Origin of the sequence: Methylobacterium sp. 1030 (assembly GCF_040544715.1) — a bacterium.
GTDB lineage: Bacteria > Pseudomonadota > Alphaproteobacteria > Rhizobiales > Beijerinckiaceae > Methylobacterium.
Genome location: NZ_JBEPKM010000003.1, coordinates 109009 through 130298, shown reverse-complemented (window position 1 = coordinate 130298; position 21290 = coordinate 109009). Strand labels below are relative to the sequence as shown.

At 70.2% G+C, this 21290-nt stretch carries 18 protein-coding genes; 7 read left to right on the top strand and 11 right to left on the bottom strand.

Going from position 1 to position 21290, the window contains the following annotated elements; all coding sequences use genetic code 11:
- Positions 1-24: 24 nt before the first annotated feature.
- Positions 25-1113: an LPS export ABC transporter permease LptG gene (lptG, locus tag ABIC30_RS05145; RefSeq protein WP_331326598.1), complete on the bottom strand. Its 1089-nt coding sequence runs from the start codon at positions 1111-1113 to the stop codon at positions 25-27.
- 8 nt (positions 1114-1121) lie between these two features.
- Entirely contained in the window at positions 1122-2282 is a 1161-nt protein-coding gene (gene lptF / locus ABIC30_RS05140; RefSeq protein WP_020093547.1) for an LPS export ABC transporter permease LptF, read from the bottom strand.
- A gap of 184 nt (positions 2283-2466) precedes the next feature.
- On the opposite strand from lptF, the gene ABIC30_RS05135 reads away from it, so the two are divergent.
- The 4 genes from ABIC30_RS05135 (at position 2467) to msrP (ending at position 7719) form a co-directional block, all read left to right on the top strand.
- Positions 2467-3978, top strand: coding sequence for a leucyl aminopeptidase (locus ABIC30_RS05135; RefSeq protein WP_091680146.1), 1512 nt, complete (start codon positions 2467-2469; stop codon positions 3976-3978).
- 49 nt (positions 3979-4027) lie between these two features.
- A complete protein-coding gene (locus tag ABIC30_RS05130) occupies positions 4028-4759 on the top strand; it encodes a hypothetical protein (protein ID WP_331326411.1) in 732 nt (243 codons plus the stop codon).
- A gap of 99 nt (positions 4760-4858) precedes the next feature.
- On the top strand, positions 4859-6604 hold the full coding sequence (locus ABIC30_RS05125) for an AMP-binding protein (protein WP_331326410.1): 1746 nt from the start codon (positions 4859-4861) through the stop codon (positions 6602-6604).
- 161 nt (positions 6605-6765) lie between these two features.
- Complete coding sequence (gene msrP, locus ABIC30_RS05120) at positions 6766-7719, top strand: protein-methionine-sulfoxide reductase catalytic subunit MsrP (protein ID WP_091680143.1); 954 nt, start codon at positions 6766-6768, stop codon at positions 7717-7719.
- Positions 7720-7815: 96 nt separating this feature from the next.
- On the opposite strand, the gene ABIC30_RS05115 is transcribed toward msrP, so the two are convergent.
- The 7 genes from ABIC30_RS05115 to carB form a co-directional block, all read right to left on the bottom strand.
- Complete coding sequence (locus ABIC30_RS05115) at positions 7816-8076, bottom strand: YARHG domain-containing protein (protein ID WP_056522408.1); 261 nt, start codon at positions 8074-8076, stop codon at positions 7816-7818.
- Positions 8077-8117: 41 nt separating this feature from the next.
- Positions 8118-9008 carry a LysR family transcriptional regulator gene (locus tag ABIC30_RS05110; protein ID WP_012317569.1) on the bottom strand — a complete coding sequence of 297 codons (891 nt, stop codon included), beginning with the start codon at positions 9006-9008 and terminating at the stop codon, positions 8118-8120.
- Positions 9009-9277: 269 nt separating this feature from the next.
- The gene (gene trxB, locus ABIC30_RS05105) at positions 9278-10258 is read right to left on the bottom strand and encodes a thioredoxin-disulfide reductase (protein ID WP_020093541.1); all 981 of its coding nucleotides are present in this window, start codon (positions 10256-10258) and stop codon (positions 9278-9280) included.
- A gap of 14 nt (positions 10259-10272) precedes the next feature.
- The gene (locus ABIC30_RS05100) at positions 10273-11322 is read right to left on the bottom strand and encodes a mitochondrial fission ELM1 family protein (protein ID WP_020093540.1); all 1050 of its coding nucleotides are present in this window, start codon (positions 11320-11322) and stop codon (positions 10273-10275) included.
- Between the two features lie 51 nt (positions 11323-11373).
- Complete coding sequence (locus tag ABIC30_RS05095; protein ID WP_331326409.1) at positions 11374-11874, bottom strand: hypothetical protein; 501 nt, start codon at positions 11872-11874, stop codon at positions 11374-11376.
- Positions 11875-11878: 4 nt separating this feature from the next.
- On the bottom strand, positions 11879-12355 hold the full coding sequence (gene greA, locus ABIC30_RS05090) for a transcription elongation factor GreA (RefSeq protein WP_170855149.1): 477 nt from the start codon (positions 12353-12355) through the stop codon (positions 11879-11881).
- A 90-nt stretch (positions 12356-12445) separates the two neighbouring features.
- The gene (carB, locus tag ABIC30_RS05085) at positions 12446-15919 is read right to left on the bottom strand and encodes a carbamoyl-phosphate synthase large subunit (RefSeq protein ID WP_331326408.1); all 3474 of its coding nucleotides are present in this window, start codon (positions 15917-15919) and stop codon (positions 12446-12448) included.
- Between the two features lie 308 nt (positions 15920-16227).
- Between carB and ABIC30_RS05080 the strand changes: the two genes are divergently transcribed.
- The gene (locus tag ABIC30_RS05080; protein WP_354454295.1) at positions 16228-16662 is read left to right on the top strand and encodes a pseudoazurin; all 435 of its coding nucleotides are present in this window, start codon (positions 16228-16230) and stop codon (positions 16660-16662) included.
- Positions 16663-16695: 33 nt separating this feature from the next.
- On the opposite strand, the gene ABIC30_RS05075 is transcribed toward ABIC30_RS05080, so the two are convergent.
- Together ABIC30_RS05075 and carA are read right to left on the bottom strand one after the other, a co-directional pair.
- Positions 16696-17073, bottom strand: coding sequence for a hypothetical protein (locus ABIC30_RS05075; protein ID WP_020093535.1), 378 nt, complete (start codon positions 17071-17073; stop codon positions 16696-16698).
- 185 nt (positions 17074-17258) lie between these two features.
- The gene (gene carA / locus ABIC30_RS05070; protein WP_091977106.1) at positions 17259-18482 is read right to left on the bottom strand and encodes a glutamine-hydrolyzing carbamoyl-phosphate synthase small subunit; all 1224 of its coding nucleotides are present in this window, start codon (positions 18480-18482) and stop codon (positions 17259-17261) included.
- 192 nt (positions 18483-18674) lie between these two features.
- On the opposite strand from carA, the gene ABIC30_RS05065 reads away from it, so the two are divergent.
- Both ABIC30_RS05065 and dnaG read left to right on the top strand, forming a co-directional pair.
- Positions 18675-19136, top strand: coding sequence for a GatB/YqeY domain-containing protein (locus ABIC30_RS05065; protein ID WP_020093533.1), 462 nt, complete (start codon positions 18675-18677; stop codon positions 19134-19136).
- 100 nt (positions 19137-19236) lie between these two features.
- Complete coding sequence (dnaG, locus tag ABIC30_RS05060) at positions 19237-21126, top strand: DNA primase (protein WP_354454292.1); 1890 nt, start codon at positions 19237-19239, stop codon at positions 21124-21126.
- Positions 21127-21290: the final 164 nt, after the last annotated feature.

Here is a 21290-nt window from a genome sequence, read left to right as displayed (position 1 = left end):
CCGTCCCGCGAAGGATCGCGGAAGTCAGCCGTCTTCCTGGTACAGAAGCGTGAGCGTACCGAGAAGACTGCCTACCACGGCCGGGAACCAGGCCGCCACCGGTGCGGCGACGAGTCCGGATGCTCCGAGCCCCTCCATGACCTGTCGGACCACGTAGAGGGCGAAGCCGGCCGCGACGCCACCGAGGACGAGTTTACCGACACCACCAAAGCGGAAGAACCGTAAGGAAACGGTTGCGGCGACGATGACCATGGCCACGAACAGCACCGGCCGCGCCCACAGGACATCGTACTGGAGACGGTAGCGGGTGGCGTCCAAACCGGCCCGCTCGGTCCGCGCGATCGTTGTGGGAAGTTGCCAGAAAGGCACAGATTCCGGGGGGGTGAACCCCTGACGCACCTGTCCGGGGTCGAGGTTCGAGGCGATCAGGTAGGTGTCGAACGACTCAGGCGGTGCGCCCGGTGTGAGAACGCGCACATCGGAGAGTTCCCAGTAGCCGTCGTGGAGCGTCGCGCGGGCCGCGACGAGCTGCTCGGCGAACTTGCCGGCGCCGTCGAAGGTGAAGACCGACACGCCCGCCAGGGTGGTCGTGCCCTCGATGGCGGTCTCGGCGCGCAGGATCGCCTCGCCATCGAGGCCCTTCTGTCGGATCCAGAGGTCCTTGCCCGAACTCGCCTTGGTGGATTTGGCGAAGATCTTCGCCTCGATCTCGGTGGAGCGCTGCTTCAGCATCGCGGAGACCGGGTTGTAGACCCCGACCGCCAGCGCGCCGAGGGCGAGGGCCACGAAGAAGCCGGGCTGCAGGAACTGCCAGGCCGAGATCCCGGCCGCGCGGGCGACCACCAGTTCCAGCTTGCGCGAGAGCTGGAGCAGGGCCGCCATGGAGCCGAACAGGACAGCGAAGGGCAGGACGCCCTCCGCCACCGCGGGGGTGCGGTAGAGCGAGAGCTGCGCCATCAGGCCGGCGGACGCGCCCTGAGCCTCGCCGGCGCGGCGGAGCAGCTCGACGAAGTCGAGCGTGTAGACCAGCGCGAACACGGTGATGAAGACACCGAGCACCGTGCGGAGGAACCGGGCGGCGAAGTACCGCCCGAGAGTGGGACCGATCAGCATCATCGGATCTAGGCCGCCGGCGCGAGGCGCGGGCCGCGGAACCGGCCGCGGACGGCGCGGGCCAGGGCGGCGTTGAAGGCGCGCACCCGGGGCCCGTAGAAGATGAGGAGGCTCGACAGGAGGATCGCCAGCAGCGGCACGCCGTAGACTGCCAGGACCGCGGCGGGGCTGCGCGCGGCGGCGCTGACCGCCGCGAAGCCGCCGATGCGCAGCGCCACGACGGCGACGATCGCGCCGGCGATCGCGACGCCGCGCCCCTGCCGGGTCGTGCGGGGATCGCCCAGAGCCGCGAAGGCGATGAAGACCAGGGCCAGCGGGTAGAGGCAGGCGGAGAGCCGGTCGTGCAGCTCGGCTCGGAACCGGCCCTTCTGCAGCTTGTAGTAACCCTCCGTCGTGTCGGGGAACAGGAGCTGCGCCGTCGAGCGCTCGCGCGGCTTGTAGATCGTGTCGGAATCCGGGGGCGCGAAGGCCGCGAGGTCGATCGTGTAGCGCTCGAAGGTCAGGATCGAGGAATCGCGGGAGTCCTTCTGCTGCTGGTGGACGCTGCCGTTCTCCAGGATCAGGTAGCTCTGGCCGTCGACGTCGACCGCGTTGCCGCGCTCGGCGAGGTAGACCTTGGTCTTCCCGGCCTCGCGCCGGTCCTGGATGAACAGCCCCTTGAGGGTGCCGCCCGGCCCGCGCTCGCGGAAGTGGAAGGTGATGCCGTTGTCGAGCTGGGTGAACTGTCCTTCCTTGACGACGTTCGCGATGAAGTCGCCGCGCACCCGGGTGATCACGTCGCGCAGCTCCTGGAAGCTCGCGGGCATGACCACCACGACCAGGAATCCCACCAGGAAGCTGACGAACAGCGCCAGGGTGAGGAAGGGCCGCAGCAGCGAGCGCGGCGGCATCCCGGCCGCCGACATGACGATCAGCTCGGAATCGCCGTTCAGCTTGTTGAGCGCGTAGATCGTGCCGATGAACAGCGCCACGGGGGCGATGACGACGACGAGGGTCGGCAGCGACAGGCCGGTGACGAAGAGGAAGACCAGCAGCGTCTGGCCCTTGGCGGTCACGAGATCGAGCTCGCGCAGGGCCTGGGTCAGCCAGATGGTGCCCGTCAGCCCGATCAGGCAGGCGAGGGTGGCGCCCAGGGCGATCCGAAAGATGTAGCGCTCGATCTGCCTCATCGGCCCGGCAGTCCCGCTCGTCCTCTCGCGCCCTCGAGGCGGCAGGGACCCGACAAAAGGGGCGATTCCAGGGCTGTCACGCCGCGTTGCGTTCTCCGTCTCAGCGGCTACACAGGGCGGATCGCCCGCGCCTCGGCGCGCGGGTGCGTAGTACGGCTCCGGAATAACGGGCAGGGCGACGGGTATGGCGGACGGTATCGAGGTCGGTTTCGGTCCCCTGGAGCAGAGCGGCCAGGGCCCCGGCGGATCCGGCGATCTCGTGGTCTTCGTCGGCGACGACCTGTCGCTCGGGTCGGCCGCCCGCGAGGCGCTGGGCGCCTCCGGGGCGGATCTCGTGGCGCGTGCCGCGGCCTCCGAGAAGTTCAAGGGCCGCTCGCTCAGCGCCCTGTCCCTGCCGGCCCCGGCGGGCGTCGGCGCCGACCGCCTCGTGGTCGTGGGCCTGGGCTCGGAGAAGGACCGGGCCAAGACCGACTGGCCGGCGCTCGGCGGCTTCACCGCCGGCAAGGTGGCGGGACGGACCGCCCGGGTCGTGCTCGACTGGCCGGGCGCGACGGTCACGGCGGCGCAGGCCGGCGAGTTCGCTCTCGGCGCGCGCCTGCGGACTTACGCGTTCGACCGCTACAAGACCAAGAAGAAGCCCGACGCCGACGACAAGACCGTCACCGCGCTGACCCTTCTGCTCGCCGATCACGGCGCGGCCGCCCGCGAGGGCGAGGGCGCCAAGAGCCTGTCCGACGGCGTGGTCCTGGCCCGCGACCTCGTGAACGAGCCGCCGAACGTGCTCTTCCCGGCTGAGTTCGCCCGCCGCGCCTCGGAACTCGCCAAGCTCGGCGTCGAGATCGAAGTGCTGGAGCCGGCCCGGATGCGGGAACTCGGCATGGGCGCGCTGCTCGCGGTGGCGCAGGGCTCGGCCCGCGAGCCGCGGATCGTGATCATGCGCTGGAACGGCGGCCCCGCGGCCGAGGCGCCCGTGGCCCTCATCGGCAAGGGCGTCGTGTTCGATTCCGGCGGCGTCTCGATCAAGCCGGGCGGCGGCATGGAGGACATGAAGGGCGACATGGGCGGCGCCGCCGCCGTCGTCGGCGCGCTCCACGCGCTCGCCGCCCGCAAGGCGCGCTGCAACGTGGTCGGCGCCATCGGCATCGTGGAGAACATGCCGGACGGCGGCTCGTACCGCCCGTCCGACATCCTGACCTCCATGTCGGGCCAGACCATCGAGGTGATCAACACCGACGCCGAGGGCCGGCTGGTGCTGGCCGACGTGATCACCCACGTCATCCGCAGCACCAAGCCCAAGGCCATCGTCGACCTCGCGACGCTGACCGGCGCGATCATCGTGGCGCTGGGCCAGGACATCGCCGGCATGTTCTCGAACGACGACACGCTGGCGGGCAACATCCACGCCGCCGGCGAGGCGACCGGCGAGAAGGTCTGGCGGATGCCGCTGATCCCCGCCTACGACAAGGCGATCGATTCCAAGTTCGCCGACATGAAGAACACCGGCGGCCGCCATGGCGGCGCTGCCACCGCGGCCTCGTTCATCAAGCGCTACGTCGAGGACGTGCCGTGGGCGCATCTCGACATCGCCGGCGTGGCGATGTCGTCGAACGCCAGCGAGATCAACCGCAGCTGGGGCGCGGGCTGGGGCGTGCGGCTCCTCGACCGGCTGATCCGCGACCATTACGAGGCCCGCTAGAGCGGCCGCGGCTTTCCTGACCCCGCGCGCCTCTCCGGCTGATCCCAGCATGGCCGTACACGCTAACGCCGCGCTCGACCGGGTCGGCTCGGGCGCCGGGACGTCCGGAGGCCGCGCCGGCGGCCTTCTGGCAGCGGCGGGGCCGATCCTCGCCATGCTGGCCGCCCTGGCTCTCGTCGCGGCGACCGGCCTGAGCCAGCGCGACGCCGTGCCGGAGGCCCTCGAGCCCTGGATCTTCGGCTACTTCATCGCCCGCTACCCGCTCTTCGCCTTCGCGCTGGTCTACGGGCTCGGCCACCTCGCGCGGGTGGTGACGGGCCCGGGCCCGGGCTCCGCGCCGCGCCGGATCGTGTTCGGACTGGCGGGCGCGGCCGCGCTCCTCGCCGCCGGGCTCTACCCGACCTTCGGCGGGCTCGTCCTGCGCGGCGCCTTCGCCACCGGGGGCATGGCCTTCCTCACCCACCAGCCCCTGTGGCTGGCCTACGGACTCGGCGCCGCCGTGGGCGCGCTGACGTTCGGCGGCGTCCTCGGCCTGTTCGCGGTCGCGGCCAACCGGCCCCTGCGGCCGCGGCTGCGCCGGGTCGGCTACGGCGCGCTCGCCTTCCTGACCCTGTGGCTCGGCGCGATCCTGATCGGCCTCGCCGGCGACCTGGGCGTCGGCCCCTGGCCCCGGCGGGCCATGCGGCCGGAGGAGGCCGCGCTCGCCGCCGGCCTGCTGATCGCGGCGGCCCTGCCCCACACCGTGCTGGCAACATTGCGCCGGCATCGTCCAGCCCTCTGACCCCCCTGCCTTGCGGGCCGGCCTCCGTTCCCGCAGAGTCCGCGCGACAGGCGTTGCGGGACTCGGCCCCCGAGAGTCGGGCCCGCGGGAGGCATCGCGATGCATGAGGCGAACGTGATGGAGCACGGCGCTCGAGCCACCACGGCCGGAGCGATGCCGGGCCACGGGGCCTCCGATCGGCCCTGGCTGCCCTTCTATCCGCCCGGCGTCCCCGCGGAGATCGACGTCGCGGGCCTCGGGACCTTGGTCGACCTGTTCGAGACCAGCGTGACCGCCTTCGCAAGCCGGCCGGCGATGCTGTGCTTCGGCTCGACCATGACCTACGCGACCCTCGGCCAGCAGGCGCGCGACCTCGCGGCCTGGCTGCGCGGACAGGGTCTGGCGAAGGGCGACCGCGTGGCGATCATGCTGCCGAACGTCCCCGCCTACGCCGTGGCGATCTTCGGCGTCCTCCTGGCGGGGGGAACGGTGGTCAACACCAACCCGCTCTACACGCCCCGGGAATGCGTGCAGCAGATCAACGATTCTGGCGCGCGGATCCTGATCGTCCTGGAGAATTTCGGCGCCACCATCGCGGCGGCGCTGCCGGACGTGGCCCTGGAGCGGGTCGTCCTCGTGGGTCCGGGCGACGGGCTGGGGCTGAAGGGGCGGGTGATCAACCTCGCGAGCCGGCACGTCCGCAAGGCGGTGCCGCCGTTCCGCCTGCCGGAAGGGCTGGCGATCCCGTTCGCCACCGTGCTCCGCCAGGGCCGGACGATGCCGCGCGCGTCCGCCGCGGTCGACCCGGAGGACCTCGCCTTCCTGCAATATACCGGGGGCACCACCGGCATCGCCAAGGCGGCGATGCTGAGCCACCGCAACATCATGGCGAACGTCGAGCAGTCGCAGCTCTGGTTCAACTCGAAGGATCCGAGCGTCGCGCGCTGCGTGGTCACGGCGCTGCCGCTCTACCACATCTTCGCGCTCACCGCGTGCTTCTTCCAGTTCATGCGGAGCGGCGGCTCCTGCCTGCTGATCCCCAATCCGCGCGACTGCGACGGCATGGTCAAGACCCTGAGCCGCACGCGCTTCACCCACCTGATGGGCGTGAACACGCTGTTCAACGTCCTGATCAATCATCCGAAGATCGGCACGGTGGATTTCGCCCACCTCGACTTCGTGGTCGGCGGCGGCACGGCCGTCCAGCGGGCGGTGGCCGAGCGCTGGAAGGCCCTGACCGGCAACACGATCATCGAGGGCTACGGCCTGTCGGAGACCTCGCCGGTCGTGTGCGTCAACCCGCGGGGCATGCGCGACTTCTCCGGCACGATCGGCTACCCGCTGCCCTCCACGGAGGTCTCGATCCGCGCCGTCTCCGGCGAGCCCCTCCCGGCCGGGCAGCCGGGCGAGATCTGCGTGCGCGGCCCGCAGGTGATGCGCGGCTACTGGAATCGGCCGGAGGAGACCGCGCGGGCGATGACCGCGGACGGGTTCTTCCGGACGGGCGACGTCGCGATCCTGCAGGCGGACGGCCAGGTCCGGATCGTCGACCGGATGAAGGACATGATCCTCGTGTCCGGCTTCAACGTCTATCCGAACGAGGTCGAGGACGTGCTGGCGGCCCACCCGGCCGTGCTCGAATGCGCGGTGGTCGGCGCGCCGAGCGAGGAGACCGGCGAGATGGTGGTGGCCCACGTGGTCCTCAAGGACCCGTCGGTCTCCACCGATATCCTGCGGGCGCATGCCCGCACCCAGCTCACCGGCTACAAGGTTCCCCGCCGCGTAGTGCTCCACGAGACCCTGCCGAAGACCAATGTCGGCAAGGTGCTGCGGCGGATGCTGCGCGACGAGACGCCGCCGGCCTGAGCGTCGCCCTCGCGGCAAAAGACGGCCTGCGTCCCGGTGCCGCTCACGGGCGGCGTAACTCCTGCGCGCCGTTCGCCGAAAGGTCAGGCTGCGGCGCTTGCGCCCCTGTCGGCCGCGGCCGATCTGTGGGTTGTGCAGGCAGGAGATCCGAGGAGACGGCCATGTTGATCAAGCGCAGGCGCGGTTGGGAGATTCCGGAGCATCTGGCGACGCCGGAAGCCGTCTTCCTCAATCGGCGGGCCCTGATCGGCGGCGCGGCCGGGCTCGCTGCCGGCTCGCTCCTGGGTGGGCGCGCGGCCCTCGCGGCGGCGGGCGACCAGCCGCTCTACCCGGCGCCGCAGAACCCCGCCTACACGCTCGACCGCCCCCTGACACCGGAGCGCTTCAGCGCCGACTACAACAATTTCTACGAGTTCGGCACGTCGAAGACGGTGCTGCCGGCGGCCAACGCCCTCAAGACGCAGCCCTGGACCCTGAAGATCGACGGGCTCGTCGAGAAGCCGTTCGAGATCGGCGTCGACGACCTGATCCGGAAGGTCGGCCTGGAGGAGCGTCTCTACCGTCACCGCTGCGTCGAGGCGTGGTCGATGGCGGTGCCCTGGACCGGATTCCCGCTGGCGAAGCTCGTGGCGCTGGCCAAGCCCGCCTCCGGCGCGAAGTACATCCGCTTCGAGACGTTCATGGACAAGGCGATGGCGCCCGGCCAGCGGGCGTTCTTCTATCCCTGGCCCTACACGGAGGGCCTGACCCTGGCTGAGGCCGGGAACGACCTCGCCTTCATGGTCACGGGGATCTACGGCAAGCCGCTGCCCAACCAGTTCGGGGCGCCGATCCGCGTCGCGGTGCCGTGGAAGTACGGGTTCAAGTCGGCCAAGTCACTGGTGAAGATCTCGTTCACGGCCGACCGGCCGAAGACCTTCTGGGAGGGTCTGCAGGCCTCGGAGTACGGCTTCTGGGCCAACGTGAACCCGGCCGTGCCGCACCCGCGCTGGAGCCAGGCGACCGAGCGCGTCCTCGGCACCGATCAGCGCGTACCGACGTTGATCTACAACGGCTACGGCGAGCAGGTCGCCGGCCTCTACAAGGGCCTCGAGGGCGAGCGCCTGTTCGTGTGAGCACGCGCCTGCCGGAGCCGTGCTGATCTGGCGCGGCTTCCGGAGCGACGACGCGGCTCCTACGCTGCCCGGCCGACGAGGTCGACGGTCCGCGGCCTAGCGCGGGCAGGCATGGGCCCGCTCGAAGGCCTGCAGATCCGCCACCGTCGCCTGCTCCTGACGCGAGAGCGGCACGCGATCCATGGCGTCGTACCGGCAATCGGCGTTGCCGAAGGTCCGGATCGCCCGCGGCGTGCTGAAGCAGTAGCCCGCCTGCTTGTAGATCAGATTGCGTTGGTACCAAGCTTCCGCGCAGTCATCCGCCATCGCGCCGGTGGAGCCCGCGACGAGGATCAGAGCGTAGAGAGCAGCGCGCATCGAATCGTCTCCGTGAGGAGACGGATCCAACCATCGGATGCTCAGTAGGTCCAGCGCTGCGCCTTCGAGACGAGGAAGTCGCGGAACGCCTGCACGCGAGCGACCGAGCGCATCTCCTCGGCGTAGACGAGGTAGCTCTCCAGGCTCGGCATCTCGGTCTCGCGCAGCACCTGCACGAGCTGCTGGCCGCCATCCACCGCGTAATCGGGCAAGATGCCGATGCCGGCGCCGGCCTCCATGGCGCGCTGCAGGGCGCCGATATTGTTCACCGTCAGGTGGACCTGGCGACGCTCGCGGCCCTCGCGGCCCGCATCGGCGAGCCAGTGGGCGGCCAGCAGGTACGAGGGCTCGTTGCCGCCGAAGGAGACGAGGCGGTGGTCGTCGAGCTCCTCGATGGTCTTGGGCTCGCCGAACCGCTTCACGTAATCCGGACTGGCGAAGGCGTGGTAGTGCACGGTGAACAGCCGCCGCTGGATCAGGTCCGGCTGCGCCGGGCGGCGCATGCGGATTGCCACGTCGGCCTCGCGCATGGCCAGATCGAGCTCCTCGTTGGTGAGGATCAGCTCGATGCGCACGTCCGGGTAAAGGTCCAGGAACTCGCCGACCCGCTGCGACAGCCAGGACGTGCCGAGGCCGACCGTGGTGGTGACCTTGAGGTCGCCGGTCGGCCGCTCGGAGGTCTCGACGAGGCGCGCCCGGGTATTCTCCAGGCGCAGCTTCATGTCCCGCGCGGCGCGGAACAGCAGGTCGCCCTGCTCGGTGAGCAGGAGGCCGCGGGCGTGGCGATGGAAGAGCGGCGCCTTGAGCTCGCGCTCCAGGGCGCTGATCTGGCGGCTGACCGCCGATTGGCTGAGCCCGATATCGTCACCCGCCTTGGTGAAGCTCCCCGCCTCCGCGACGTTGAGGAAGATCCGGATCTTGTCCCAGTCCAAGGCGAGAACCCCTACCAGCGCGCGCCCGCGGGTCGCGCCCGGGGTGGAGAAGGGGCGCGAAGCGGCGGGCAGATCACCGGGCGAACTGCGCGGTGCCGCGTGCGGATGGCCGCTCTCGACACCGCGCGGGCATGCAATCGGTGCATCCCGGCGCAGTCAGCACTCCTATGCACACGGTGCATGGTCCTGCGCAAGCATAAGCAGCGCGAACTTGTTGAAATGCCGGGCCCGACGGCTTCGCGCGAGAAGTGCGGAAGCCTATCCGGCCGTCATTCCGCCGCGGCGGCCTGGACCGGGCTCTCGCCGATCTCGAGATTGGCCAGGAACTTCTCCGCCTCCAGAGCCGCCATGCAGCCCATGCCGGCGGCGGTGATCGCCTGGCGGTAGACGTCGTCCGTGACGTCGCCGGCGGCGAACACGCCCGGGATCTCGGTCTCGGTCGTGCCGGGCTTCACGGTGAGATAGCCGCCGTGGCGCATGGGCAGCTGACCCTCGAAGATGGCGGTCGCCGGCTGATGGCCGATCGCCACGAACACGCCGTCGGCCTTCACCTCGCTGATCTCGCCCGAACGCGGATCCTTGAGACGGACGTGCGTCACGTTCGGTGCCGGCTTCTGCACGCCGCAGATCTCGGCGATCTCGCGGTGCCACAGCACCTCGACGTTCGGGTGCTTGAACAGGCGCTCCTGTAGGATCCGCTCGGCGCGGAAGCTGTCGCGGCGGTGGACCACCGTCACCTTGCTGGCGATGTTGGCGAGGTACAGGGCCTCCTCGACCGCGGTGTTGCCGCCGCCGACCACCACGACGTCCTTGCCGCGGAAGAAGAACCCGTCGCAGGTCGCGCAGGCCGAGACGCCGCCGCCCTGGAACGCCGCCTCGGACGGGATGCCGAGCCACTTGGCCTGCGCCCCGGTGGCGATGACCAGGGCGTCGCACGAGTAGGTCTCGCCGGAATCGGCCTCGAGGCGGAACGGCCGCTGCTTGAGATCGACCTTCGTGATGTATTCCGAGACGATACGGGTACCGACGTGCTCGGCCTGGAGGCGCATCTGCTCCATCAGCCAGGGGCCCTGGATGGCCTCGGCGAAGCCCGGGTAGTTCTCGACATCCGTGGTGATCATGAGCTGGCCGCCCGGCTGGAAGCCGGAGATCAGCAGCGGCTCGACCATGGCGCGGGCGGCGTAGATCGCCGCCGTGTAGCCGGCGGGTCCCGAGCCGATGATCACGAGCTTGGCGTGGGTGTGGGCCATCTGTCTCGGTCTCCTCAGGCCGGTCCGGCCGCGCGGCGCGCGGCATAGGCGTCGGCGAGCGCCCGGGCGATCACCGGAGTCGCGTCGATCGGCTTGTACGTCAGATCTGCCAACTGACCGGTGAACGGTCGCAGCGCCCCGGCGATCGCCAGCCCGGCGAACATGCGCCGATGCCGGATATAGGTACGCGGCAGGTCGAACAGCAGGACCGGCGCGCCTGTGGACACCGCCTCGCTGACCATGTTGGCCGAGTCGGAGGTCACGACGATCGCCTCGGCGAGCGCCAGCATGGCCACGTAGGGGTTGTCGCCGCTCCCGTCCCAGAGGAACCCCCCGGTCTCGGCGGCGAGCACCTTCACGGCGTCGCGGAGCGGGTTCGGCGTCCGGCGGGAGATCGTCACCATCAGCCGGCAGCCCTGCGCGGCCAGCCCGCGCAGATCCTCCACGAGGCGGTTCATGTCGGTCTTGCGGTAGCTCAGGTGACGGCTGTCGCCGCCGACCAGCACCGCCACCCGCGGGCCGTCGAGGCGCGCGAGCCGCGGATCCGGCCGGGCCCGGGCCGCGGCCAGGCGCGCCGCGGTGACGAGGTGCGGCGCCGTGAGCGTGGTGAAGACGTTGGGACCGCGCAGATCGTCGTAATCCGGCACCCAGATGAAGTCGGCGCTGTCGGCGCCGGTCCGCGGATCCTTCAGGAAGGCCGTGAAGGTCCGGCCGCCGGTCGCGCGCCGCACGGTCCGCAGGTACGGGACCGACCGGCGGCCGGAGGCGATCAGGATGTCGGGGTAGGGGCCCGACAGGGCGCCGGCCCGGCGGCGCGGGCCCTCGCGCGGGTCGATCGGCCCCCAGGGCGCCATCCAGCCGAATGGTCCTGAGGCCGGCACCTTCCGGATCTCGAAGTCGAGACCCAGGGTCTCGGCGATGCCGACGCACTGGTTCTCGTCGCCGGCCTTGCCGTCCGTGACGATCCAGGCGCGGGCGCGGGCGAGCTCGGGCAGGCGCTCGCGCCGCGGGTCCGAATTGCTGACCGGCGCGCTCTGCGCCTCCGACACGTCGATGCTTGCCATGCTCCTCACCGGATACGCCCCACGCTGCCGACCGGGGCCGGCGGCCGCCTTCTAATCCCGCGGCAGGTCGCGGGCGAGCCACTGGGCGTAGATGTCGGCGATGGCGGCGAGCCGGCGCTGCTCGAATTGCGGATCGTACCACGCGCCGCCGTAGCTCGACGGCGTCGCGGTCATCTGCGGGTAGCGCCCGAGCACCTGCCCCTTGGGCCCGACGAGCAGCGCCTCGCCCTCCATGTAGTCGGTCTCGAAATTGCCGCCCAGGCCGCGCAGGGAGCCGCTGCCGACATAGGGCCGGAGCGACAAGCTCGTCACGACCACGACGAGGCGCGGCCCGCGGCCGCTGATCCGACCGGCGAAGTTCTTCCGCAGGGCGTCGGTCAGGTCGCCGGCCAGCGCCTCGGCCTGCAGCCCCGCGCCCTTGTTCAGGAGCGGCCGCACGTCGACCCGGACGTCGGAGAAGACCGGAGTCGGCGGAAAGTCGCTCGCCGCCGCGGACCCCGCGACGGCACCGAGGAGCAGGCCGGCGAGCCGGCCCCACGTACGCGGGCGCATCCGCTCAGCCGCCGTACTGGACGGCGACGACCTCGTAGGACTTGCCGCCCCCGGGCGTGGTGACCTCGACCGTGTCGCCGACGCCCTTGCCGATCAGCGCACGGGCGATCGGCGAGGTGATCGAGACCCGGCCCGAGCGCACGTCGGCCTCCGGCTCTCCCACGATCTGGTAGGTCTTCTCCTCCTCCGTGTCCTCGTCGACGAGCTTCACGGTGGCGCCGAACTTGATCCTGTCACCCGAGAGCTTCGTGACGTCGATCACTTCGGCCCGCGCGATCATGCTCTCCAGTTCGAGGACGCGGCCCTCGTTGTGGGACTGCGCCTCCTTGGCGGCGTGGTACTCGGCGTTCTCCGACAGGTCGCCGAGCGCGCGGGCCTCCGCGATCGCCTGGATGATGCGCTGGCGCTCCACCTGCTGGCGGTGCTTCAGCTCCTCTTCGAGGGCTGCCAGCCCGCGCACCGTGATCGGAACCTTGTCTATCGCCATCGTCTCGCGCCACAATGAAGAGGCCCGGCCGAGAGTGCAGCACTCTCCCCGGGCCATGAAATGAAGTCAGCGGAACCCTGAGGTTCAGGCCGCGAAGTATTCCTGCAACGCGCGGACCTTGAGATCGCCTTCTAGATAGGCCTTGATCCCCTCGGCCGCGGCCATCGCGCCGGCTAGAGTGGTGTAATACGGCACCTTATGCAAGAGGGCCGCGCGCCGGAGCGAGCGCGAGTCCGAGAGGGCGCCGGCCCCCTCGGTGGTGTTCAGGACGAGGTGGATCCCGCCGTTCTTGATCGCGTCGACCACATGCGGCCGGCCCTCGAGAACCTTGTTGATCCGCTCGGCCGGAACGCCGTTCTCCGCGAGGTAGCGCTGCGTGCCGCCGGTCGCCAGGATGGTGAAGCCGAGATCGGACAGGAGCTTCATGGTCGGCAGGATGCGGGCCTTGTCGGCATCCCGCACCGAGACGAACACGGCGCCCGCCTTCGGCACCTGCGTGCCGGAGCCGAGCTGGCTCTTGGCGAAGGCAACGCCGAAGCTGGCGTCGAGCCCGATCACCTCGCCGGTCGAGCGCATCTCCGGGCCGAGCAGCACGTCGACGCCGGGGAAGCGCGCGAAGGGGAAGACCGCTTCCTTCACGGCGATGTGCGGCAGGGTCTTCGGCTTGAGGCCGAAGGTCTCGAGCGGCTCGCCGGCCATGATCCGGGCGGCGATCTTGGCGATCGGCTCGCCGATGACCTTGGCGACGAACGGCACCGTGCGCGAGGCGCGGGGGTTCACCTCCAGCACGTAGATGACCCCATCCTTGATGGCGTACTGGACGTTCATCAGCCCGACGACGTTGAGCGCCAGCGCCATGGCCTTGGTCTGCCGCTCCAGCTCGTCCACGATCTCGGGCGAGAGCGAGCGCGGCGGCAGCGAGCAGGCCGAATCGCCGGAATGGATGCCGGCCTCCTCGATGTGCTCCATGATGCCGGCGATGAACACGTCCTTGCCGTCGCAGACCGCGTCGACATCGACCTCGACCGCGTCCGAGAGGTAGCGGTCGAACAGGAGCGGGTTCTTGCCCAGCACCGTGTTGATCTGGCCGGTCTTGTCGTTCGGGTAGCGGGCCTTCACCTCGGAGGGGATCAGGCTCGGCAGCGTGTCGAGCAGGTAGTCGGCGAACTGCGTCTCGTCGCGGATGATCGCCATGGCGCGGCCGCCGAGCACGTAGCTCGGGCGGACCACGAAGGGCAGGCCGAGCGTCTCGGCCACCAGCCGGCTCTGCTCGACCGAGTAGGCGATGCCGTTCTTCGGCTGCTTCATCGCGAGCTTGTCGAGGAGCCGCTTGAACTGGTCCCGGTCCTCGGCGAGGTCGATCGCGTCGGGCGAAGTGCCGAGGATCGGCACGCCGGCGGCCTCGAGGGCGCGGGCGAGCTTCAGCGGGGTCTGGCCGCCGAACTGCACGATCACGCCGTGCAGGGTGCCGGCCTGCCGCTCGGTCTCGATGATCTCCAGCACATCCTCGGCGGTCAGCGGCTCGAAGTAGAGCCGGTCCGAGGTGTCGTAGTCGGTCGAGACCGTCTCCGGGTTGCAGTTGACCATGATGGTCTCGTAGCCGGCGTCCGACAGCGCGAAGCAGGCGTGGCAGCAGCAATAGTCGAACTCGATGCCCTGGCCGATGCGGTTGGGGCCGCCGCCGAGAATCACGACCTTCTTGCGGTCCGAGGGCTGCGCCTCGTCGACCACCGCGCCCGCGAAGGGCGCCACGTAGGTGGAGTACATGTAGGCGGTGGGCGACTTGAACTCGGCCGCGCAGGTGTCGATCCGCTTGTAGACCGGGCGCACCGCCAGGGCGCGCCGGGCCGCGCTGACGGCGGCCTCGTCGGTCTTGGCCAGAACCGCGAGGCGGGCATCCGAGAAACCGGCGGCCTTGAGCTGGCGGAAGGCGCCGGCCGTCTTCGGCAGGCCGTGGGCCTTCACGCGGTTCTCCAGATCGATGATCGCCTGAAGCTGCTCCAGGAACCACGGGTCGATCTTGCAGGAGGCGTAGACCTGCTCGTGGCTCACGCCGAGCCGCAGGGCCTGCGCGACCTTGAGCAGCCGGTCCGGGGTCGGGGTGCCGATCGCCGCCTTGATGGCGTTGTGGTCGTCGCCTTTGCCGAGCCCCTCGATCTCGATGTCGTCGAGGCCGGTCAGGCCGGTCTCGAGCGAGCGCAGAGCCTTCTGAAGCGATTCGGCGAAGCAGCGGCCGATCGCCATGGCCTCGCCCACCGACTTCATGGCGGTGGTCAGCGTCGGCTCGGCGCCCGGGAACTTCTCGAAGGCGAAGCGCGGGATCTTGGTGACGACGTAGTCGATCGTCGGCTCGAACGAGGCCGGCGTCGCGCCGCCGGTGATGTCGTTGGCGATCTCGTCGAGCGTGTAGCCGACCGCGAGCTTGGCCGCGACCTTGGCGATCGGGAAGCCGGTCGCCTTCGAGGCGAGCGCCGAGGAGCGCGAGACGCGCGGGTTCATCTCGATCACGATCATGCGCCCGTTCTCGGGGTTGATCGCGAACTGCACGTTGGAGCCGCCGGTCTCGACGCCGATCTCGCGGAGCACCGCCAGCGATGCGTCGCGCATCACTTGGTACTCCTTGTCGGTGAGCGTCAGCGCCGGCGCGACGGTGATCGAATCGCCCGTGTGGACCCCCATCGGGTCGATGTTCTCGATGGAGCAGACGATGATGCAGTTGTCGTTCCGGTCCCGGACGACCTCCATCTCGTACTCTTTCCAGCCGAGCACGCTCTCCTCGATGAGCACCTCGTTGGTCGGCGACGCGTCGATGCCGCGCTCGACGATGTCGAGGAACTCCTCGCGGTTGTACGCGATGCCGCCGCCGGTGCCGCCCATGGTGAAGGACGGCCGGATGATCGCCGGCAGGCCGACCTCGGCCAGAGCGATCAGCGCCTGCCCGATCGCGTGCTCACCGTAGCGCTTGCGCCGCTCGGTCTCACCCGCGGCCCAGCTCTTCTCGTAGGCCGCCAGCGCGGCCTGGCGCGCCGCCGGATCGCTGTTCGCCGCCTCGATCCTGGCGATCTCGGCCAGGTAGGCCTGACGGTCCGCCTTCTTGGCGGCGGACGCGTTGGCTAGCGCCGATTTCGGGGTGTCGAGCCCGATCTTGGTCATGGCGTCGCGGAACAGGCTCCGGTCCTCGGCCTTGTCGATGGCCTCGGCGGTGGCGCCGATCATCTGCACGCCGTACTTCGCGAGCACGCCCATCTTCTGCAGCGACAGGGCGCAGTTGAGCGCCGTCTGGCCGCCCATCGTGGGCAGGATCGCGTCGGGGCGCTCCTTCTCGATGATCTTGGCGACGATCTCCGGGGTGATCGGCTCGACGTAGGTCGCGTCCGCCATGTCCGGGTCGGTCATGATGGTCGCGGGGTTCGAGTTCACCAGGACGATGCGGTAGCCCTCCTCGCGGAGCGCCTTGCAGGCCTGAGTGCCGGAATAATCGAACTCGCAGGCCTGTCCGATGATGATCGGACCCGCACCGATGATCAGGATCGAGGAGATGTCGGTGCGTTTGGGCATCGTGGGCCTTCTCAGGCCAAGCGCGCCCGATCGGGCACGGCTCGACTGAGCCCTGCTCCCGGACGCGCGTGGCGGGAATGTCGTTGAGCCCCGCGTTTACACGGGCGACGGGCGCATTGGAAGGCCGGGACAACCGCGCAGTCTGGCCGCGCGCCCGGCGCATGGATGCGGCATCGATCCTTCGATTTGGAGGATTTATAAATTCTCACAAGAATTCATCGATTTCTTGCAGGAAATCGACACCGGACCTTAAGCTCCGATGGATCGGCTAGCGCGCCGATCGACATCATCATCGTTCGAGACTGAAAATGCCCAGGCCAGCGACACTCTTCGCGATACTTCTGATCGGCTCGATAACGGGCGCGAACGCTTCGGAGGTCGCCATCAAGACTTTGAACAGCGGTCCGGGCGGGATGATGGTCTTCGACCCGGCCTTCGTGAAAATCCAGCCCGGCGACACGGTGCGGTTCGTGCCGGCCGACAAGGGTCACAATGCCGAGCTGATCAAGGGGATGGCGCCCGAGGGCGCGACGCCGTTCAAGACGGTGGTCGGCAAGGAGGAGGCCGTGACCTTCGACAAGCCCGGCCTCTACGGCATCAAGTGCTCGCCGCACTACATCATGGGGATGGTCGGCCTCGTCCAGGTCGGCGACAGGCCCGAGAACCTGGAGGCGGCCCGGGCGGTGCCGCAGAACAAGCTGGCCGCCAAGCGGTTCGAGCCGCTGTTCGAGAAGGTCCAGTAGGCGCCGGGGCGGCTCTGGCCGCCCCGATCCGTCTCAGAAGCCGGCGTGGAGCGCGGCGACCGCCCGGTCGATCGAGAGGTAGAACACTCCGAAGGCCACCAATGCGGCGGCCGCGAATTCCACGGCGACGTTCGAGAGCGTCTGCGCGCGGCGCAGGGCCTCGCGGCCGAAATAGACCGAGACCCAGGCGAGGGCGAGGACCGCCGGCATGGCGAAGAGGTAGGACACCGTGCTCTCGACGCGGTCGAAGCCGCCGGTCGGATCGATCAGCGCCCGGATGTTGCGCACCCAGGGGGCGTAGACGGCGGCGTAGAGGGCGGTCAGCCAGGACAGGCCCGCGGCGACGCCGAGATGGAAGGTGAAGCTGCGGTGCAGGCGGGAGAAATCGTCGCGCGCCTCGTCGATGGTCATCCGGCAATCCCCTGCGACGGGCCGCCGTCGCCGGGCGCGGATGCGCCGCCGTTCAGGGGCCGTCGTGGGCTCCCTTAAGCCGTCCGATCTGGCGGATTTTATGGCCCCGCCGCGGCCCGATTGGGGTCGGGACGCAGGACTGAAAGGCCGCGCCGCGGCTCCGCGGCGCTCGCGAGGACGACGCGTCAGGCGCGCTCGGGTTCGCCCGAGCGCATCAGCGTCACGAAGCGCTCGAAGAGGTAGTGGCTGTCGCGCGGGCCGGGGGAGGCCTCCGGGTGGTGCTGCACCGAGAAGGCCGGGCGGTCGGTGAGGGTCAGGCCGCAATTCGAGCCGTCGAACAGCGACACGTGGGTCTCCACGGCCGTCTCCGGCAGGCTGTCCGGGTCCACCGCGAAGCCGTGGTTCATCGACACGATCTCGACCTTGCCGGTGGTCTTATCCTTCACCGGGTGGTTCGCGCCGTGGTGGCCCTGGCCCATCTTCACGGTCCGGCCGCCGAGGGCCAGACCCATCAGCTGGTGGCCGAGGCAGATGCCGAAGGTCGGCACCTTCTCGTCCAGGAGCTTGCGAATCACCGGGACCGCGTAGGCGCCGGTGGCGGCCGGGTCGCCGGGGCCGTTCGACAGGAACACGCCGTCCGGCTTCAGCGCCAGGATCTCCTCGGCCGTCGTGGTGGCCGGCACGACGGTGACGTCGCAGCCGGCCTGGGCGAGGAGGCGCAGGATGTTGCGCTTCACGCCGTAATCGATGGCCACGACCCTGAGGCCCTCGCCGGGTGCGCGCGTGCCGTAGCCGTTGCCCAGCGCCCAGACGGTCTCGGACCATTCCGACGGCGCGCGGCTCGTCACCGGCGGAACGAGGTCCAGCCCCTCCATCGGCGCGAGGGCCGCCGCGCGGGCCTTGAGGGCCTCGCGGTCGAAATTGCCCTGGGGATCGTTGGCGATCACGGCGTTGGGCATGCCCTGGTCGCGGATGCGGGCCGTGAGCGCCCGGGTGTCGACGCCGGTGATGCCGACGATGCCGCGCGCCCTGAGCCACCCGTCGAGATGCGACGAGGACCGCCAGTTCGACGGGTTCGTCACCGCCGAGGCGATGACGGTGCCGCGGACGCCCGAGGCCGGCGCCGCCTCCAGGCTCTCCAGATCCTCGTCGTTGGTGCCGACGTTGCCGATATGCGGGAAGGTGAAGGTGACGATCTGACCGGCATAGGACGGGTCCGTCAGGATCTCCTGGTAGCCGGTCATCGCGGTGTTGAAGCAGACCTCGCCGTCGGCCACGCCGGTCTGGCCGATGCCGAATCCCTCCAGGATGGTGCCGTCGGCCAGCACCAGCAGGGCCGTCGCGACGGGCTCGGCCCAGGGCTCGGGAGCCTGAGGCTCGGGGGCATGCGCGGCGGCGTCTTGCAGCATGGGCTGAGTCTCGCTTATGTCCGGCCGAAGGCGGGCGCCGGGTTGCGGCGCTCTCGGCTTGCGGCATGATCGTGTGCGGCGCTCTTAGCGAGCGGCCCGCGATGGGGTCAATGTGGCTCCGCTGCCGGCAGGGCTCAACACCCGCAAATCGCAGGCCAGCCCCCCGCTTCGACCGTTGGAAGGTTCATCGAGATGCTGCGCGCGCGCTTCACCACCGAGATGAAGGAGGCCATGAAGGCCGGCGACAAGGAGCGGCTGGCGACCGTCCGGATGATTCAGGCCGCCCTGAAAGACCGGGACATCGAGGCCCGCGGCAACGGCAAGGAGCCGATCTCCGACGAGGAGATCCTGTCGCTGCTCCAGAAGATGATCAAGCAGCGCACCGAATCGGCCGCGGTCTACGAGCAGGGCGGCCGGCCGGAACTCGCCGCCAACGAGCGCGCCGAGATCGCCATCGTCGAGACGTTCCTGCCGAAGCAGATGGACGAGACCGAGACGAAGGCCGCGGTCGAGGCGGCGATCCTCGAGACCGGCGCGGCCGGCCCGAAGGACATGGGCAAGGTGATCGCCGCCCTGAAGGGCACCTTCGCGGGCCGCATGGATTTCGGCAAGGCGAGCGGCCTGGTGAAGGCCGCGCTGGCGGCGAAGGGCTGAACCTCTCCCCGCAATCCTCCACCGGATTCCGGGCGTGTGAGGGACTCGGTCACGCCTCTCGCGCTATAGGAGCGGGTTCACGCAACCCGTCCCAGGCCCCGTGCGCTATCCGCCCCACATCCTGGAAGAGATCCGTTCCCGGCTGCCGGCCTCGTCGGTGGTCGGCCGCCGCGTGCAGTTGAAGAAGGCCGGACGCGAGTGGCGCGGCCTGTCGCCGTTCAACGCCGAGAAGACGCCATCCTTCTACGTGAACGATCAGAAGCAGTTCTATCACTGCTTCTCGTCCTCCAAGCACGGGGACATCTTCACCTTCCTGATGGAGACGGAGGGCCTCAGCTTCCCCGAGGCGGTCGAGCGGCTGGCGGGCGAGGCCGGCGTCAGCCTGCCGGCGCCCACCGAGGACAACCGGGCCAGCGAGCAGAAGCGGGCCGGGGCGATCGAGGTCATGGAGATGGCCGCGCGCTGGTTCGAGGAGCGCCTCCGGTCGGGCCAGGGCAGCGAGGCCCGCGCCTATCTCGAGCGGCGCGGGTTGCGGGACGAGACGCAGCTGGCCTTCCGCCTCGGCTACGCGCCGGGCGAGCGCTACGCCCTGCGCGACCACCTCGCCGGGCAGGGGGTCGAGAAGGCGCTGATGGTCGAACTCGGCCTGCTCGCGGCGGGGGAGGGGGTCTCCGTCCCCTACGACTATTTCCGCGACCGGGTGATGTTCCCGATCACCGACACCCGCGGCCGGGTCGTGGCCTTCGGCGGCCGGGCGCTCGCCAAGGAGGTGCGCGCCAAGTACCTCAACTCGCCGGAGACGCCGCTCTTCCACAAGGGCCGGACGCTCTACAACCTGCACGGCGCCCGCAAGGCCGCGCATGATCGCGGCTCGATCATCGCGGTGGAGGGCTACGTCGACGTCATCGCCATGACGCTCGCGGGCCATCCCGAGACGGTGGCGCCGCTGGGCACCGCTCTCACCGAGGACCAGCTCGGGCTGCTCTGGCGCCACGCCGACGAGCCGATCCTGTGCTTCGACGGCGACAAGGCCGGCCAGCGGGCGGCCTTCCGGGCCCTCGACATCGCGCTGCCGCTCCTCGAGCCCGGCCGCTCGCTGCGGATCGCGCTGCTGCCGGGCGGCCAGGATCCGGACGACCTGCTGCGCTCGGGCGGCCCGACGGCCATCGACCAGGTGCTCGCGGCCGCGCTTCCCCTCTCGGAGCTGCTGTGGCGGCGCGCCCTCGAGGCGGGACCGGTCGACACGCCGGAGCGCCGCGCCGGCCTAACCCAGACCCTGCGCACCACCGTCGCGACGATCCGCGACGAGACCGTGCGGCGCTACTACCGCGACGATGTCGAGGAGCGCCTGCGCGGCCTGTCGCCCCGCGCCAACCGCGCCGCCGGCGCGGCCCCGCGCGGACGCCAGCGCTTCGCCCGGCCCGGCGAGCCCGTCTCGCCGCGCATCACCGGGAGCCCGAGTCCCTCGGTGACGGCCTCGGCGGGCTTCACGGGCGCCGCCCCGGTGCGCGAGGCGGTGATCGTCGGCACCCTGCTGGCCCATCCCGAGATGATGGCGGAGTTCGGAGAGGAGGCGGCCGAGCTCGACTTCGCCGATCCCGACGCCCGGGCGCTGCTGTCGGTCCTGCTGGCCTGCGCGGCCGAGGACGAGGACACGGCGCCCGAGGTGTTGCAGAACCGCATCAATCGCGCCGGACTCACAGGGGCGGCCGACCGAATCCTCGCCCTGGCCCGCTCGCGGGACCGCACGACCCTGGCCCCGCACGCCGATCCTGCCCACCGCGCAGACGCGCTCCGACAGGCGATGATCTTGCACCGGCAGGCAGGAGCGCTACATAGCGAACTTCGCGAAGCACGGCAGGCGTTTGAGGACGATCCGACCGATGCCGGGTGGGCATGGCTCTGCGAAGTGAAGGCGAGGCTGGAAACCGTCATCGCCGCCGAGGCGGAGGCCGATGCACCGGTGTCGAGCGACTCGACGGCCGTGTGATGCCTGTGTCATGGCGGTGGCGGGGTGACGTGTCCCGCCATAGTTAACAATCGGTCAAGCCTCGGGCTTGCATACGGAAACCGACGACTCACGGCGACCGGAGCGATCCGGCGCCGATCTCATACAGCGGCGCCGACGGCGTGGACCGGCCTCATCGGGGCCTC